13 protein-coding genes are annotated in these 17586 nt (G+C 63.8%); 6 read left to right on the top strand and 7 right to left on the bottom strand.

Going from position 1 to position 17586, the window contains the following annotated elements:
• Positions 1-2 precede the first annotated feature (2 nt).
• Together KZZ07_RS15150 and uvrA are read right to left on the bottom strand one after the other, a co-directional pair.
• On the bottom strand, positions 3-341 hold the full coding sequence (locus KZZ07_RS15150; RefSeq protein WP_219515382.1) for a hypothetical protein: 339 nt from the start codon (positions 339-341) through the stop codon (positions 3-5).
• Positions 338-3196, bottom strand: a complete 2859-nt coding sequence (uvrA, locus tag KZZ07_RS15145) for an excinuclease ABC subunit UvrA (protein ID WP_219515380.1) — start codon at positions 3194-3196, stop codon at positions 338-340. The genes KZZ07_RS15150 and uvrA overlap by 4 nt, the downstream gene beginning before the upstream one ends.
• 234 nt (positions 3197-3430) lie before the next feature.
• Here uvrA and KZZ07_RS15140 point away from each other — a divergent pair, with 234 nt between their 5' ends.
• The 3 genes from KZZ07_RS15140 (at position 3431) to KZZ07_RS15130 (ending at position 7248) form a co-directional block, all read left to right on the top strand.
• Positions 3431-5890 carry a vWA domain-containing protein gene (locus KZZ07_RS15140; protein WP_219515377.1) on the top strand — a complete coding sequence of 820 codons (2460 nt, stop codon included), beginning with the start codon at positions 3431-3433 and terminating at the stop codon, positions 5888-5890.
• Between the two features lie 212 nt (positions 5891-6102).
• Positions 6103-6795: a winged helix-turn-helix transcriptional regulator gene (locus tag KZZ07_RS15135; protein WP_219515375.1), complete on the top strand. Its 693-nt coding sequence runs from the start codon at positions 6103-6105 to the stop codon at positions 6793-6795.
• Positions 6796-6888: 93 nt separating this feature from the next.
• A complete protein-coding gene (locus KZZ07_RS15130) occupies positions 6889-7248 on the top strand; it encodes a group I truncated hemoglobin (RefSeq protein WP_219515373.1) in 360 nt (119 codons plus the stop codon).
• Between the two features lie 96 nt (positions 7249-7344).
• On the opposite strand, the gene KZZ07_RS15125 is transcribed toward KZZ07_RS15130, so the two are convergent.
• The 5 genes from KZZ07_RS15125 to KZZ07_RS15105 form a co-directional block, all read right to left on the bottom strand.
• On the bottom strand, positions 7345-8433 hold the full coding sequence (locus KZZ07_RS15125) for an ABC transporter ATP-binding protein (protein ID WP_219515371.1): 1089 nt from the start codon (positions 8431-8433) through the stop codon (positions 7345-7347).
• A gap of 20 nt (positions 8434-8453) precedes the next feature.
• Entirely contained in the window at positions 8454-10106 is a 1653-nt protein-coding gene (gene bglA, locus KZZ07_RS15120) for a beta-galactosidase BglA (protein WP_219515368.1), read from the bottom strand.
• 91 nt (positions 10107-10197) lie between these two features.
• A complete protein-coding gene (locus tag KZZ07_RS27735; protein ID WP_255564377.1) occupies positions 10198-11532 on the bottom strand; it encodes a carbohydrate ABC transporter permease in 1335 nt (444 codons plus the stop codon).
• 48 nt (positions 11533-11580) lie between these two features.
• Positions 11581-12582, bottom strand: coding sequence for a carbohydrate ABC transporter permease (locus KZZ07_RS15110; protein ID WP_219515367.1), 1002 nt, complete (start codon positions 12580-12582; stop codon positions 11581-11583).
• Positions 12583-12665: 83 nt separating this feature from the next.
• Positions 12666-13931: an ABC transporter substrate-binding protein gene (locus KZZ07_RS15105; RefSeq protein WP_219515365.1), complete on the bottom strand. Its 1266-nt coding sequence runs from the start codon at positions 13929-13931 to the stop codon at positions 12666-12668.
• 243 nt (positions 13932-14174) lie between these two features.
• On the opposite strand from KZZ07_RS15105, the gene KZZ07_RS15100 reads away from it, so the two are divergent.
• From KZZ07_RS15100 to KZZ07_RS15090, 3 genes are read left to right on the top strand one after another with little or no spacing between them, the layout of a single operon-like run.
• Positions 14175-15197 carry a substrate-binding domain-containing protein gene (locus KZZ07_RS15100; RefSeq protein WP_219515361.1) on the top strand — a complete coding sequence of 341 codons (1023 nt, stop codon included), beginning with the start codon at positions 14175-14177 and terminating at the stop codon, positions 15195-15197.
• A gap of 9 nt (positions 15198-15206) precedes the next feature.
• Positions 15207-16529, top strand: a complete 1323-nt coding sequence (locus KZZ07_RS15095) for a GH1 family beta-glucosidase (RefSeq protein ID WP_219515359.1) — start codon at positions 15207-15209, stop codon at positions 16527-16529.
• Positions 16530-16540: 11 nt separating this feature from the next.
• Positions 16541-17500, top strand: a complete 960-nt coding sequence (locus KZZ07_RS15090) for a glucokinase (RefSeq protein ID WP_219515358.1) — start codon at positions 16541-16543, stop codon at positions 17498-17500.
• The last annotated feature ends 86 nt before the right edge of the window (positions 17501-17586 follow it).

Raw genomic sequence — 17586 nt, 5'->3', positions numbered from 1 at the left:
CTCTACCCATTTCGCACATTCGGGCAGCAGGTGCCGCAGATCGGCGGCATCAGCCCGGTCGAATGATGGCTTCCGAATGATGGCTTCCGACTCCAATAGTCCCTGCGCTCCCGGCTGACCTGCCGGACAAAGGTGTCGCCATGGTACATTGCCACCGAGGCCCTCAGCGCCTCTGCCGCCGCGGCGAAATCTGTCGGCAGGGCCTCCCCGTCGGGCTCTTCGAACATCTCGATGACAACCGCACAGTCCAGGATCTGGCTGGCATCCTCGAGGGACCAGATCTGCCAGTCCGCGTTGGCCGCGCCTGCCCAAAGACACAGCAATAGCGCGAGCGGCCTCACTCCGCCGCCACCTTGCGCGGTTTCAGCATCGGCTTCAGATAGTGCCCGGTGTGCGAGGCCGCGACCTCGGCCACCTGTTCGGGCGTGCCTTCAGCGACGATCTGGCCACCGCCATCGCCGCCCTCGGGGCCGATATCGACGATCCAGTCGGCGGTCTTGATGACGTCCAGATTATGTTCGATCACCACCACCGTATTCCCGGCCTCGACCAATTCGTGCAGCACTTCCAATAGCTTGCGCACATCTTCAAAGTGCAGGCCCGTGGTCGGCTCGTCCAGGATATACAGCGTCCGACCGGTCGAGCGCTTGGCCAGTTCCTTGGACAGCTTGACCCGCTGCGCCTCACCGCCCGAAAGCGTGGTCGCCTGCTGGCCCACCTTGATATAACCAAGGCCCACGCGCATCAGCGCGTCCATCTTGTCCCGGATCGCCGGAACCGCCTTGAAGAACTCCTGCGCGTCCTCCACCGTCATATCAAGAACGTCCGCTATACTCTTGCCCTTGAAGAGAATTTCCAGAGTTTCGCGATTGTACCGCGCGCCCTTGCAGGTCTCGCAGGTGACGTAGACATCCGGCAGAAAGTGCATCTCGATCTTGATGACGCCATCGCCCTGGCAGGCCTCACATCGCCCGCCCTTGACGTTGAAGCTGAACCGCCCGGGCTTGTAGCCGCGCGCCTTGGCCTCTGGCAGGCCGGCGAACCAGTCGCGGATCGGGGTGAAGGCCCCGGTGTAAGTTGCTGGATTAGAACGCGGAGTCCGCCCGATGGGCCGTTGGTCGATGTCGATGACCTTGTCCAGATGCTCCAGCCCCTTGATCGTCTCGCAGGGTGCGGGCGTCTGCCGCGCACCGTTCAGCGCCATGCTGGCCGACTTGAACAGGGTTTCAATGGTCAGGGTGGACTTGCCGCCGCCCGAAACGCCGGTCACGCAGACGAACTTGCCGAGCGGGAAATCGACGGTCACCTCTTTCAGGTTGTTGCCCGTCGCCTTCACCACCTTCAGCTTTTTCCTGTTTCCCTTCCGACGCTTGTCGGGAACGGCGATCTCTCGCGTGACGCTCAGGTACTGGCCCGTCAGGCTGGCGGGATCGCTGGCGACCTCCTCGGGCGTGCCCTGCGACACGACCTGACCACCGTGCACCCCGGCGCCAGGACCGATGTCAAAGACGTAATCCGCCTCGCGGATCGCCTCTTCATCGTGTTCGACCACCAGCACCGTGTTGCCCTGGTCGCGCAGGTTCTTGAGCGTGTCCAGCAGTCGCGAGTTGTCGCGCTGGTGCAGACCAATCGAAGGTTCGTCGAGCACGTAGAGCACCCCGGTCAGGCCCGAGCCGATCTGGCTGGCCAGCCGGATACGCTGGCTCTCACCGCCGGAAAGCGTTCCGGCAGAACGGCTTAGCGTGAGATATTCAAGGCCGACGTTGTTCAGAAAGCCCAGCCGCTCGCGGATTTCCTTGAGGATGGCCTTGGCGATCTCGTTCTTCTGGCTGGTCAGGCTTGCGGGCACGGTTTCGCACCAGTCAAAGGCCTGCTTGATCGACATCTCGACCACCTGCCCGACATGCAACCCGGCAATCTTGACCGCAAGTGCCTCTTCCCGCAGGCGATAGCCGCCGCAGGTGCCGCAGTCGCGGTTGTTCTGATAGCGCTCGAATTCCTCACGGATCCAGTTCGAATCCGTCTCGCGATAGCGCCGCTCCATGTTGGGAATGACACCCTCGAAGACCCGGCTCACCTGGTAGACGCGCCCGCCCTCGTCATAGCGAAACTGGATTTCCTCATCGCCCGAACCGTAAAGGAACACCTGCTGCACATGCGCGGGCAGGTCCTTCCACCGGGCGTTCTTGTCGAACTCGTAGTGTTTGGCGATGGCCTCGATGGTCTGCAGGAAATAAGGTGACTTGCCCTTGCGCCAGGGTGCAAGCGCGCCATCGCTGATCTTCAGCGTCTGGTCCGGCACCACCAGGCGTTCGTCAAAGAACAGCTCCACCCCCAGCCCGTCGCATTCCGGGCAAGCGCCGAACGGCGCGTTGAAGGAGAACAGGCGCGGTTCGATCTCGGGGATCGTGAACCCGCTGACGGGACAGGCAAAATTTTCGCTGAAGGTGATCCGCTCCGGGTCGCCTTCGCGCGGTGCGGTTTCCAGAACCGCGATCCCATCGGCGAGGTCCAGCGCGGTGCGAAAACTGTCGGCCAGCCGTGTTTCCATGCCCTCACGGACAACGATCCGGTCGACGACAACGTCGATGTCGTGGCGGAATTTCTTGTCCAGTGTCGGCGGCTCATCCAGCTCGTGGAATTCGCCGTCCACCTTCACCCGCTGGAACCCCTGCTTGCGCAATTCCAGGAATTCCTTGCGGTATTCGCCTTTGCGGTCGCGAACGATGGGGGCCAGCAGGAAGGCACGCGTGCCTTCCTCCATCGCCATGACCCGGTCGACCATGTCCTGCACCTGCTGCGCCTCGATGGGCAGGCCTGTCGCCGGCGAATAGGGCGTGCCGACGCGGGCAAAGAGCAGCCGCATGTAGTCGTAGATCTCTGTCACCGTGCCGACGGTCGAGCGCGGGTTCTTGGACGTGGTCTTTTGCTCGATGGAAATCGCGGGCGACAAGCCGCTGATGTGGTCGACATCGGGCTTTTCCATCATGTCCAGGAACTGTCGTGCATAGGCGCTCAGCGACTCGACATAGCGGCGCTGACCCTCGGCATAGATGGTATCGAAGGCGAGGCTGGACTTGCCCGACCCGCTAAGGCCGGTGATGACAACCAGTTGATCTCGCGGGATATCCACGTCGATCGACTTGAGATTGTGTTCGCGCGCCCCTCGGACTTCGATCTGCTTGAGTTCCGGCATCACTCACCCCCGGCATTGCAACCTGCGTAGACATAGTGGAATTCGACGAGACCGCCAATCGAAAAACGTGAACGAAGTGTGAACAAACGCGACAGCGCCCGGAATTCCGCCGGCGTGCTTCCTCACGCCGCAGGCTGGTCGGAAAGCGGGCGCCAGTGGGGTAAACCTTTCCTTGCCCGGGCGCGGCCCTTCGGTGCAGGGTAGCAGCATATTACCGCCAAAAAGGGGGATTTCATGACCGGGTTTCGCCGCGCCGCTCTGGCGCTTTGCCTTGTTCCGGCCTTTGCCGCCGCACAGGAAGACAGCAAGTCCATTCTCGTCCTCGATGCGTCCGGCTCCATGTGGGGTCAGATCGACGGGGTCGCAAAAATCACCATCGCGCAGGGCGTGGTCGGCGACCTCCTGTCCTCCCTGCCCGAGACTCAGGCGCTGGGACTGACCGCCTATGGCCACCGGACCAAGGGCGATTGCACTGACATCCAGACCCTTGTGGAACCGGGCGCCGCCAGCCGCGACGCCATCGCAGCCCAGGTGAACAAGCTGCGCCCGCGCGGCAAGACGCCGATGACCGATGCCGTCATCCAGGCCGCCCAGGCGCTGAAATACACCGAGGATCCGGCCACGGTGATCCTGGTCTCCGACGGGATCGAGACCTGCAACCCCGATCCCTGCGCCGCCGCCCGCGCGCTGGAAGAGGCCGGAGTGGACCTGACCGTCCATGTGATCGGCTTTGACGTCAGCGACCCAGAGGCGCGCCGCCAGATGCAATGCATGGCCGACGAGACCGGCGGCCAGTTCCTGCTGGCGGCCAATGCCAGCGAGCTGGGCAAGGCCCTGACCGAGGTGACGCAGGCACAGCCGGCGGCCACCTATACAACCCGTTTCGTGGCACAGGATGGCGCCGACGGCGGCACCATCGAAACCCCGTTGGTCTGGGATCTGCGCCGGGGTGAAGAGGTGATCGTGGACTTCCAGCAGAGCGCCTCGCTGGACGTCGACCTGACCGCAGGCAGCTATACCGTGACCGTGCTGCGCCCCGAGGACGAAACCAGCGTCGAGAAAAGCTTTGACGTGACCGACGCAACCCAGACCGTCAACCTTGTCCTGCCCAGCTCCCTGCCCGAGGCGCTGGTCAGCGGGCCGGAACAGGCGGTGGCCGGATCGACGATCCCCGTCACCTGGGAAGGCCCGGACGAGGACGGCGATTACGTCACCGTCTCCAAGCCCGACGACAAGGGGTATGTGAACTACACCTACACCCGCGACGGCACGCCCGCGCAACTGGTCATGCCGCCCGAACCCGGGGAATATGAGCTGCGCTACGTCCTGCGGGATGGGCGCCAGACGCTGGCCACGCAGGCGATCACCGTCACTGCGGCCGAGGCGAGCCTTGATGCGGACGGCAGCGTGCCCACCGGCGCAACCATCCCGGTGACATGGACCGGTCCGGATTATGACGGCGACTACATCGCCGTCTCGGAACCCGGCGACAAGGGCTATGTCAACTACAGCTACACCCGTGACGGCTCTCCCGCCTCGCTGGTGATGCCGCCCGAGCCGGGCACCTATGAATTGCGCTACTTCATGCGCCAGGACCGGACCGTGCTGGCCACCCGCATGATCGAGGTGACGGCGCTGGACGCCAGCCTGGAGGCCGCAGAGACGGCGGAGGTGGGCGCCGACATCCCGGTGACCTGGACGGGACCGGACTACGAGGGCGATTACATCGCCGTCTCGAGGCCAGACGACAAGGGCTATGTCAACTACACCTACACCCGTGACGGCACGCCCCTGACGCTCAAGATGCCCTCCGAACCGGGCACCTACGAGCTGCGCTATTTCATGCGCCAGGACCGGACCGTTCTGGCCACGCGGGCGATCGAGGTGACAGAGGTCGCGGCCACGCTGGACGTGGCGCCCACGGGCGCGGCGGGATCGGACATCCCGGTGACCTGGACCGGGCCGGACTATGACGGCGACTACATCACCGTGTCCGAGATCGGCGACGATGGGTATGTGAACTACACCTACACCCGTAACGGCTCGCCTCTGGACCTGACGCTGCCCGCCGATGCCGGCACCTACGAAATCCGCTATGTCATGCGGCAGGACCGTACCGTTCTGGCGAGCCAGACGATCGAGGTCTCTGACGTCAGCGCCACGCTCGACGTGGTAACCGAGGCGCGGGCCGGTGCCTCTGTGCTGGTGACATGGGAGGGCCCCGGCTACGACAAGGATTATGTCACCGTGGCCGACGCCGACATGGCCGACAACAAGTACCACTTTTACACCTACACCCGCGAAGGCTCTCCCCTGCTGCTGCGGCTGCCGGCGGAACCGGGCACCTACGAAATCCGCTATGTCGCCGCCGGAGACAGCCCCCGCGTGGTGGCCAGCAACCAGATCACCCTGACAGAGGTGACGGCCAGCATCGACGCACCGGAACAGGTGCCGGCCGGGGCGGTCCTGGGGCTGGATTGGGACGGGCCGGACTACAAGGGCGACTACATCAGTCTTGCCCGTGTCGGAGAGCCCGACAACAAGTACAGCACCTACAAGCACACCTCCGAGGACAGCCCGCTGGTGCTGAAACTGCCCGAAGGTCCAGGCAAGTACGAGCTGCGCTACGTGATGGGCCAGGACGACACGGTCCTGTTCCGCAAGCCTATCGAACTGACCTACGAGCCGGAGTAAAGCTGGCGCAAGAAAAACACAGGCCGGTCCTCGCAAGGGGGCCGGCCTGTGTCGTTCATGCCTGCGGAGGAATGCCAGCCCCCAGGAAAAACAAGCCACACGAAAACTGGCACGCATCTCTTTCGGATGGGACCATGCCCACGCAAATTGAGATTGGCGTCGGGCCTGCTACGCTCGGCTCCTGGGCCACGTCGGTCTTGGAGGACGATGGCATGACAAGAGGCTCTTACGGGCAATTCTGCCCGGTCGCGATGGCGTCAGAGATACTCTGCACAAGATGGACGCTGGTTCTCATCCGCGAAATGATCGCCGGGTCGACGCGGTTCGGCGATCTGCGCCGGGGTGTCCCGCGGATGTCGCCCACGCTTCTGTCGCAACGGCTGAAAGACCTTGAAGCCGCCGGTATCGTTTCGCGGCTCCCATCGGAGCGGGAACAGGGTGTTCACGAGTACCGGCTGACCGAGGCCGGGCGTGATCTGAAACCCGTCATCGAAGCCTTTGGCCTTTGGGGGCAGAAATGGGTCGAGACGGAAGCCACGCTCGAAAATCTCGATGTCTCCCTGTTGATGTGGGACATGAGGCGCAACATCAACCCGGCCCCGCTGCCACCCCACCGAACTGTCGTGCAGTTCCGCTATCCGGATCTTCCCATCAATCGCCAGACCTGGTGGCTGATCGTCGATCCAGAGGCGCGGGTCGATCTCTGCGCCACCGATCCTGGCTTTGACGTGGATCTTTGGATCACCACCGATCTCAGGACCATGACAGCGATCTGGCTGGGGCTGATCCCGGTCGGAGACGCCGGGTCCCGGCTGCGCATTGACGGGGACCCGGCATTGGCCCGGACCATCACCAAGTGGATGGGCCTCAGCACATTTGCGGGCCAGAGGAAACTCATCGGCTGACAGGTGGCGCTGGTCGAGTCCAGTTTCAGGACTATCGGGTTGTTCCGGTTTCTTTCATCCTTGCCGCAGACACCCAAAAGATTGGAGAAACCCATGACCGACACCCTGTACACCCGCCTCGGAGGGGCCGAAGGCATTGCCCGGATTGCCTCCGACCTTGTCGATAATCACATTGCCAACCCTCTGATCGGAAAGCGTTTCGCGGGCAGCGATCCGGTAGCCATGAAGAAAAAGGCCGCCGGGTTCTTTTCGATGGGCTCTGGCGGTCCGAACACCTACGACGGGCTGGACATGCTCAGCGCGCACAAGCACATGAACATCTCCGACAATGAGTACATGGCGGCCGTCGATGACCTGATGAAGGCGCTTACCAACGCCGGAGCGGGGGATCGCGAAAAGGCCGAGGTACTCTATATTTTCTACTCTCTGCGTCCCGACGTCGTTGGGGTCTGAGCACGACTAAACGGCCAGCCCGACGCACGACAGGACAGCCCCGGAGAGTTCTGGAGGCAGGCACATACAGGGTGTCCGCGCCCGAACTCCTGCCCCTCACCGATAGAGCAGAGACACGCCCTCCGCGAAGAGGTGCACCTTGTGCGGCTCTGCCCCCAGCGAGACCTCCTTGCCGCGCATTTCGCGGTGGATGCCGGGCAGCTTGCCGATGACCGGGTCGCCCTCGCCTTCGGCCTCGAAATAGAGCAGCGTCACCTCGCCCAGGGCCTCGGTGATCTCGACCTTGCCGGAATAAATCGGCACGTCCTCGGTGGGCACGAAATCCTCGGGGCGGACGCCAACGTTGACCCGCAGTCCCTTGTCGGCCTCGGTGGTCGGATAGTCGGACAGGGCCGTGCCGCCGCCATCCAGTTTCACGCGGGTCTGCGCGCCGGTCTCGATCACTTCGCCGGGCAGCAGGTTCATCGAGGGAGAACCGATGAACTGCGCCACGAACTCGCTGTTGGGCCGCTCGTACAGATCCAGCGGGCTGCCAACCTGCGCGATGCCCTTGTTGGCCAGCACGACGATCCGGGTGGCAAGCGTCATCGCCTCGACCTGGTCATGGGTGACGTAGATCATGGTCCGGTCGGGCATCTGTTCCTTTAGCTGCGCGATCTCGATCCGCGTCGCCACCCGCAAGGCCGCGTCGAGGTTCGAGAGCGGCTCGTCGAAGAGGTAGACCTTGGGATCGCGCACCAGCGACCGGCCGATGGCCACCCTCTGACGCTGCCCGCCCGACAGGGCCTTGGGCAAGCGGTCCAGATAGGGTTCCAGTTGCAGCATCTTCGCGGCACGATCCACCGCCGCCTCGATCTCGTCGGGGGATTTCTTGGCCAGTTTCAAGGCAAAGGACATGTTCTCGCGCACGGTCATATGCGGGTACAGAGCGTAGCTCTGGAACACCATCGCGATCCCGCGCTGCGCGGGCGGCACGTCGTTGACCACCTGCCCGTCGATTTCCAGCGTGCCGCCGGTGATCTTTTCCAGCCCGGCGATCATCCGCAAGAGCGTGGACTTGCCACAGCCCGAGGGGCCGACGAAGACGATCAGCTCGCCCTCGTCGATCTCGAGGTTGATGTCGCGCAGCACCTGCACGGTGCCGCCATAGGTCTTTTCGACATCGGTCAGTCTCAGATTGGCCATGTCCCCTCCCCTTTTTCTCTTTATGCCTGCCGCCGCGCGAGCGCGGGCTGCCAGGGTCCCAGGTGCAGCTTGCCGTCCGGCGCCGCCGTGGCGCTGCCCAGTTCCTGCCCGATCTGCTGCCAGTTGCCGGCGGGCATCTCGATCACGGCGGGCTCACCGCTCATGTTGACCGCGACAAAGACCTCTTCGCCCTCGTGGCTGCGGATGAAATGGACGATGCTGCCTGTCGCTTTGACCTTGTCATGCGTGCCTTTGACCAGCGCGGGATGGGTCGCGCGGAAATGGATCGCCTTGCGATAGTGGTGCAAGAGCGCGCCGGGGTCATGTTCCTGCTCGGACACCGCGTGGCCCAGATGCGCGTGACTGACCGGCAGCCAGGGATCGCCGGTGGTAAAGCCGCCGTTCTGGTTGGACTTTTCCCAGACCATCGGCGTGCGGCACCCGTCGCGGCCCTTGAACTCGGGCCAGAATTCGATCCCGTAGGGGTCCTGCAGATCCTCGAAGGGCACATCCGCCTCGGGCAGGCCCAGTTCCTCGCCCTGGTAGATGCAGACCGACCCGCGCAGGCACATCATCAGCGTGGCAAAGGCCTTTTGCGCGGAGGGTGACAGTTCCCACCGCGAGGCATGGCGCACAACGTCATGGTTGGAAAAGGCCCAGCAGGCCCAGCCGTCCGGCACCACCGTGTCGACCCGCTCCATCACATCGGCAATGCGCGCCGCGTCCGGCTGGGTGCCGGAGAGGAACTCGAAGGAATAGCACATGTGCACCCGCTCGTCCCCGGCGGTGTATTCGCCCATGATCTCCAGCCCCTTCTGGGCGTCACCGACCTCTCCCACCGCCGTGGTGGCGTCGTATTCGTCCAGCACCGCGCGGAAGCGGGCCAGGAAGTCCAGGTTCTCGGGGCGGTTCTTGTCGTAAAGATGCAGCTGGTGATTGTAGGGGTTCACCCGCGGCGCGATGGAGGCATCGCGCTGATCCACCGGCAAGGGCGGGTTGTCGCGCAGCTGCTGGTCGTGGACGTAAAAGTTGATCGTATCCAGGCGGAAGCCGTCGACGCCGCGATCCAGCCAGAAGCGGACCACATTCAGCAGGGCCTCCTGCACATCCGGGTTGTGAAAGTTCAGGTCCGGCTGCTCTGTCAGGAAGTTGTGCAGGTAGTATTGCTCGCGCCGGGCGTCCCAATGCCAGGCAGAGCCGCCGAAGATCGACAGCCAGTTGTTGGGCGGGGTGCCGTCAGGTTTGGGGTCGGCCCAGACGTACCAGTCTGCCTTTGGATTGTCGCGATTGGCCCGGCTTTGCGCGAACCAGGGGTGCTGGTCCGAGGTATGCGACAGCACCAGGTCTATCATCACCCGAATGCCCAGCTTATGCGCCGTGTCCACCATGACGTCGAAATCGGACAGCGAGCCGAACATCGGATCGACGTCGCAGTAATCGCTGACGTCATAGCCGAAGTCCTTCATCGGCGAGGTGAAGAAAGGCGAGATCCAGATGGCGTCGACACCGAGGCTGGCCACATAGGGCAGCCGCGCCGTGATGCCGTTCAGGTCGCCCACGCCGTCGCCGTTGCTGTCCTGGTAGCTGCGTGGATAGATCTGGTAGATCACCGCGCCGCGCCACCAGTCCTTGTCGGCGCTGGGGTCGGTCTGGGTTTGAAGTTGCGCGTTCATGTCTTGGTCCTTCGCGTCCCGGGCTTGCCCCGGGACCTCTTGTCCCGGTGCCCGCAGGGTTGGGCCCCGGACCGGGTCCGGGGCGCAGTGTTCACTTGACAGAGCCGGCCAGCAGGCCGCGCACGAGGTAGCGTTGCATGGCAAAGAAGACGACCAGCGGCACCGCGATACTGACAAAGGCCGCCGTCGCCAGGATTTCCCAGTTGCCGCCCCGCGTGCCCAGCAGCTCGACGATCTGGTTGGTCATGACCGTGGTCTGTCCCGTCGCGTCGATCAGAAAGACCTTGGCCACCAGCAGGTCGTTCCAGGTCCAGAGGAACTGGAAGATGGCAAAACTGGCCAGCGCAGGGAAGGACAGCGGCAGGATGATCTTGGTAAAGATCTGAAACTCCGTCGCGCCGTCCACGCGGGCGTTCTCGATGATGTCGCGCGGCAGGCCGGCCATGTAGTTGCGCAACAGGTAGACCGCCAGCGGCAGGCCAAACCCGGTATGCGCCAGCCAGACCCCGAGGTAGCCCTTGCCGATGCCGATGGCCAGATGCAGCTTCAACAGCGGGATCAGCGCCAGTTGCAGAGGCACCACCAACAGGCCCACGACAAAGGCGATCAGCAGCGCCCGGCCCGGGAAATCCATCCAGGCCAGGGCATAGGCGGCAAAGGCGGCCACCACGATGGGGATGATCGTGGCCGGAACCGTCACCGTCAACGTGCTGAAAAAGGCGCGGCCCATGTCGTCTGTGGTCTGCGCCCCTTCTGCGGCGCCACTGGACAGGCCGAATGTCGCGGCCAGCAGGACCAGCAGCACAATCCCCCCCACGACGGGCGCCCCCTGCGCCACGATCGCGGGCTGTGAAGCCAGGGTATACCGCATCACCCCCCAAAGGATGGCCGCCGCCGCGATGTAGATCGCCAGCTGCTTGACCACGTCCTGCCCCAGGACGGTGTCATAGTTACGCAATGTGAACTCAGGCGGAATCTCTGCTGTGACAAAGATCCGGGCCCCACGCCCGCCCCGAATTTCCTCTTCGGAGACAAGCCGGTAGTCACCGTTTTCCTGCACGGTGATCGTCCCGCCCCGGCGCAGTTCGGCGGTGTCGCCGGGCGCAAAGGCCGAGATGTCACGAGAGGACACGCCAAAGGACGAGATCGGCGCGGTCTCGCGCCCCTCGACCGCGAACAGGTTGCCCTCCAGCACGTAGACCCCCTCCTGTTGCACCTGTGCCTCGGGAGAGTCCGTGCGCAGGGTCAGCGATTGTTCGGTCGGGAACAGCGCGTTCCACCAGCCCGACGAGGCGATCTGGTCCGCCGTGCGGAAAGAGGAGACGAACAGCCCCACCGTCGGGAACAGCCAGAGCGCCACCAGCAGCACGACCGAGATATGCACAGCCCAGGTGAGCGAGGACTTGTGACCAGCGATATTGTCCATGATGCCTGCTTTCCTTGTTGCCCTACCGCTTCGCTGCTTGAGGGGTGCTTACCGCATTTCCTTGCGGGCCTGCCGCACGTTCCAGACCAGGATCGGCGTGACCAGCAGCATGATGACGATGGCCGAGGCCGATCCGACGCCCCAGTCATTGGCGCGGAACAGCTTGTCGAACATGTAGTTGGCCAGGACCTGCGTGCCCCATTGGCCATTGGTCATGGCAAAGACGATGTCGAAGATCTTGAGCACCACAAGCGTGATCGTCGTCCAGACTACCATGATCGTCGGCATGATCTGCGGCACCTTGATCTTGAAGAAGATCTGGAACGGGTTGGCGCCATCCACGATGGCCGCCTCGACCGTTTCCTCGGGGATGCCGCGCAGGGCCGCCGAAAGGATCACCATCGCAAAGCCAGTCTGGATCCAGACCAGCACAATCATCAGGAAAAAGTTGTTCCAGAAGGGGATCGTCAGCCATTGCTGCGGATCGTTGCCGGTGATCGACACATAGATCGCGTTCAGCACGCCGATCTGTTCGGCATCCGGCGGGCGCGCATCATAGACCAGCTTCCAGATCACCGCCGCGCCGACAAAGGAAATCGCCATCGGCATGAAGATCAGTGACTTGGCGACATTGCCCCAACCGATGCGGTCGGTCAGCTGCGCCGCGAGCAGGCCAAAGGCCGTCGACAGCGCGGGCACCACGATGAGCCAGAGCATGTTGTTGCCCATCGCCTCCCAGAACTTGGTTTCGCCCATCATCTGGGTGTAATTCGCCAACCCGATAAAAGCCCCGCCCTGGTCACGGTCTGTCAGCGACAGGCGCAAAGTCTCAAAGACCGGATAGGCAAGGTAGAGCGACAGCGCAAACAGCGCCGGGAACAGGAACAGCCAGGGCCGGATCATGTTGGCGCGGTTGATGTTGCGCCCGGCGTTCGGGCCTTTCGCCGGGAAGAGCACCCGGTCGAGGAACTGGTTCGACGCCCAGAAGTAGCCGATACACGACCCCACACCGATCACGATTGTCAGAAGCCCCTGCAATGCCGGATGCATGGCGCTCTCCCCCCTGTTTTTTTGGTTCGGCTGTCAATTCGGCTGCCCCCCAGCGCGGGGGCAGCCCCTGAGGCAAAGGCCGATTACTTCAGCGAGTCCCAGCTGTCCTGGATTTCCTTTGCTACCTCTGCCGCGGGCTTGCCGCCGGCATAGTCGACCATGCCGGTCCAGAAGCTGCCCGCGCCCACGCCACCGGGCATCAGGTCAGAGCCGTCAAAGCGGAAGGTCGTCGCATCCAGCAGGATCTGGTTCATCTTGGCGGTGGCCTCATCCTTGAACTTGGACGGATCGACCGATTTCAGCGGCGTCATGAAGCCGCCGTTGGCCATCCAGATCTCATGCGCCTCGGTGGTCTGCAGGAAAGCGATCAGGTCATGCGCCGCCTGGTTCTCGTTGGTGATCGCCCAGAGCGTGCCCGCGCCCAGCACCGGCTGGCCCAGGTCCTTACTCTCGTAAGCCGGGAAATAGAAGAAATCCGCGTCCAGGCCGACCTCTGTTCCCTCCGGGAAGAAGGTCGGGATAAAAGAGGCCTGACGGTGCATCATGCACTGCGGCGGTGCCGAGAACAGGCCCTTGGGGCTGTCGCGAAAGTCGGTCGAAGCGACGGCGCCACGGCCACCGGCGACCTTGCCATCCTCGATGAAGGTGCCGAACTCTTCGATTGCGGCGATCACGCGCGGGTCGTCAAAGGGGATCTCGTTGGTGACCCATTGGTCATAAACCTCGGGCGGCTGGGTGCGCAGCATCAGGTCCTCGACCCAGTCCGTCGCCGGCCAGCCGGTCGCCCCGCCCGACCCCAGACCGACGCACCAGGGCGTCTCGCCATCGGCGATCATCTGCTGTTCGAGTTCGCGAAGCTCCTCCATCGTCTCGGGCACTTCGTAACCGAAATCGAGGAAGTTCTCGGGGTTGTACCAGACCAGCGATTTCACATCGACCTTGTAGAAAAAGCCGAACAGTTTGTCCTCGCCGTCCTTGTCCGTGTAGGTTCCCAGGTCGACCCAGCTTTCGCCTGCCGCGTAGTTGTCGCGGATCCAGTCACCGGTGCCATCCTTGAGCGGCGCAAGGAAGCCGCGCGACGCCATGTCGGAGGCCAGCCCGGGCTGCGGGAAAATGGCAATATGCGGGGCGGACCCCGCCTCTGCATCCACGACGATCTGCTGTTCGAAGCTGTCCGAGCCGACATAGGACACGTCATGCCCCGTCTGTTCGGCAAACGCATCCAGCACGTCCTCGGCCAGTTCCTGGTCCGGGCCCAGCCAGGGACCGAAGACGGTCAGTTTTTCCGCATGCGCCATGCTGGCGCCCAAGGCCAGTGCCGCGACGCTCAGGTAAAACGGTGACTTCATTGATGATCCTCCCATCCCGCGCCACTTCGCGCGGGTCCTCCTGCGTTTCCCACGCTTGTCGAAACCGGCGTTTCTCAAAGCGCTTTGGGTGGCGCCACTATCTGCGAGTCGTCCCCATCTGTCAACGATCGCCTATATCTGCCGAACATTTTATGCCGCAATGCAGCTAGGATTTCTGCACCACAGCAATGACTCTCCTGTCTTCTCTTGACAAATCCGAAGCGCTTTGGGCCTTATCGTGACATGAACCTGAAGCAGCTCGCCGAACACCTGAACCTTTCGCAAACCACCGTCAGCCGCGCGCTGAACGGCTACCCCGAGGTGAGTGAAAAGACCCGGGAGAAGGTTCTGCGTGCTGCACGGGACCTGAACTACAGCCCCAACGCCCGGGCCAAGGGGCTGGCCACGGGGCGCGCCCATGCCATCGGTCACGTCCTGCCGATCAGCGATCAGCACGAGATGGTGAACCCGATCTTCGGCGACTTCATCGCAGGTGCGGGGCAAACCTATTCCAAGGCCGGCTACGAGGTGGTCATCAGCCTGGTCGACGACAAGGACGAGGAACAGGCCTACCGTTCAATCCGCAGCCGGGGCAATGTCGACGGGATCATCGTGCATGGCCCGCGCATGACCGACGGCCGGATCGCGCTGCTGACAGAACTCGGCCTGCCCTTTGTCGTGCATGGCCGCGCCTCCAAGGTCAGCCTGCCCTATTCCTGGTTGGACACCAACAACGGCCGCGCCTTCCAGCGGGCGACCGAGTTCCTGCTGGACCTCGGCCACCGGCGGATCGCCCTGATCAACGGGTTGGAATTCATGGATTTCGCCCACCGCCGCCGTGTCGCCTATGGCGCGGCGCTGGCCGACCGGGGCATCGCGCTGGACCCGGCGCTGATGCGCTCCGAAGAGATGACCGAGGTCTATGGTTACCGCAGCGCGGCAGAGATGCTGGCGCTGGACAATCCGCCCACCGGGTTCCTGGTGTCCTCGATGATCACCGCCATCGGCGTCCGCCGGGCGATTCACGAGGCCGGGCTGGAAATGGGACGGGACGTGTCCGTCATCACCCACGACGACGACCTGGGCTACCTGCGTAACGGCCATGACGTGCCGATCTTTACCGCCACGCGCTCCTCGGTGCGCCTGGCCGGGATGCGGGCCGCGGAGATGTTGCTGGACCTGATCCGCAATCCCGCGCGTGCGCCCCTGACCCAGTTGATGGAGGCCGAGCTGATCATAGGAAGCTCGACCGGACCCGCGCAATAAAGGTTGAACATGAAAAACCAGAGATCCGATTTCCCCGGAGATTTCCTCTTCGGCTGCGCCACCTCGAGTTACCAGATCGAGGGCCACGCCTTTGGTGGCGCCGGTCGTACCCAATGGGACGATTTCGCCGCCACCCCGGGCAATGTCACCCGCTTCGAGAACGGCGACAAAGCCTGCGATCACTACCACCGCTACGGCGAGGACCTGGACCTGGTCAAACAAGCCGGGTTCGATGCCTACCGCTTTTCGCTCAGCTGGGCGCGTGTGCTGCCCGAGGGGCGCGGACAGGTGAATGAGGCAGGGCTGGATTTCTACGACCGCCTGGCCGACTCGCTGCTGGAACGCGGGATAAAACCCTGCGCCACGCTCTATCACTGGGAACTGCCCTCGCCCCTCCTGGATCTCGGCGGGTGGCGCAATCGCGACATCGCCAGCTGGTTCGCCGATTTCACACAGGTCATCATGGAACGCATCGGCGACCGGATGTTCTCTGTCGCGCCCATCAACGAGCCGTGGTGCGTCGCCTGGCTGAGTCATTTCGACGGCCACCACGCCCCCGGCGTCCGCGACATCCGCGCCACGGCCCGCGCCATGCACCATGTCCTGTTGGCGCATGGCCGCGCCATCGAAACCATGCGCGGGCTGGGCATGAACAACCTGGGCGGGGTCTTCAACATGGAGTGGGCCGACCCCGCCGACGACAGCGAGGGCGCCCGCGCCGCCGCCGACCGCTATGACGCGATCTACAACCAATGGTTCATGAGCGGCGTGTTCAAGGGCGCCTATCCCCAGGCAGCACTGGACGGGCTGGAGCCGCATCTGCCCGAGGGCTGGCAGGAGGATTTCCCGACGATCACCGCCCCTCTCGACTGGTGCGGGATCAACTACTACACGCGCAAGCTGATTGCCCCCGCCGGACATCCCTGGCCCGACTACCGCGAGGTCGACGGCCCGCTGCCCAAGACCTTCATGGACTGGGAAATCTACCCCGAGGGCCTCTACAACTTCCTGACCCGCACCGCGCGCGACTACACCGGCGACCTGCCCCTCTACGTCACCGAGAACGGTATGGCGTCCGCGGATGTGCTGGAGGACAGCACGGTCGAGGACCCGGCCCGCACCGCCTACCTGGATGCGCACCTGGACAAGGTCCGGCAGGCCATCGCCGAGGGTGTGCCGCTCAAGGGCTATTTCACCTGGTCGCTGCTGGACAACTACGAATGGGCGCTGGGGTACGAAAAGCGTTTTGGCCTTGTCCACGTCGATTTCGAAACCTTGGCGCGGACACCCAAGGCGTCGTATCACGCGCTTGCCAAAGCCCTGACCACCTGAAAGGCCACGCCATGACGCAAGAGCTTTCCGTTGTCGCCGACATCGGCGGCACCAACACGCGGGTTGCCCTGAGCCGGAACGGCCAGGTGCAGGACGACAGCATCCGCCGCTTTCGCAACTCCGAGAACGCCGGGATCGAACCGATCCTGGACAGCTACCTGGCCGACCAGAAAGTGGCCCCCGTCGGTGTCTGCATCGACATGGCCGGGCCGGTGCATGACGGGGTGGGCACGCTGACCAACCTGGACTGGACGGTGGATTCGGCCGCGCTCAAGAAGCGCATCGGAGCAGCGCGTGTCGCGGTTCTGAACGACCTTCAGGCGCAGGGCTATGCCGTCGCCCATCTTGGCCATGACAGCCTGGCGCCCGTCCTGACCGGACGCGAGGCCCCGGCAGATGCCGTGCGGCTGGTGGTGAATGTGGGCACCGGGCTGAACGCCGTGCCCGTCTACACCCAAGGGGCGCGCACTCTGGTGCCCCCAGCCGAGGCGGGGCATGTCTCGCTTCTGGCGCGCGATGCCGAGGAATTGCGGCTGGTCGACTGGGTCGCTGAAAAGACCGGGCATCCGGGCCTGGAAGAGATCCTGTCGGGCCGCGGGCTGGAACGGCTTTACGCCTGGGTCTGTCACGACGAAGGGGACGGCCTGCCCCTGCCCGCCGCCGAGATCATGGCCGGATTCGAGGCCGGAGAGGCGCGCGCGCAGCGGGCGGCACGGCTCTTTGTACGGTTTCTGGGCCGTTACACCGGCGACCTGGCGCTGGTCACCCTGCCCTTTGGCGGCATCTATCTGGTCGGCGGCGTGACGCGCCATCTTGGTCCCCACCTGTGCCACCTGGGGTTTGCCGAGGCCTTTGCAGACAAGGGCCGGTTCAACGCTTACATGACACAGTTTCCGGTCGATCTGGTGACGGACGATTACGCCGCGCTTCGGGGCTGCGCCGCGCATCTGGCCGAGATCATGGCCGCCTGATCGGGCGCGCAAGGGCTTTCGAAAGCCCTTGCAACGGGTTTCCAAACCCGTTGCCAAGCCGCTTCGAAGCGGCTTGCCCCTTGCCC

The organism is Mameliella sp. CS4, from assembly GCF_019392335.1.
Lineage (GTDB): Bacteria > Pseudomonadota > Alphaproteobacteria > Rhodobacterales > Rhodobacteraceae > Antarctobacter.
The sequence above is the reverse complement of the archived record's forward strand: the minus strand, read 5'-3'. Positions and strand labels throughout refer to the sequence as shown.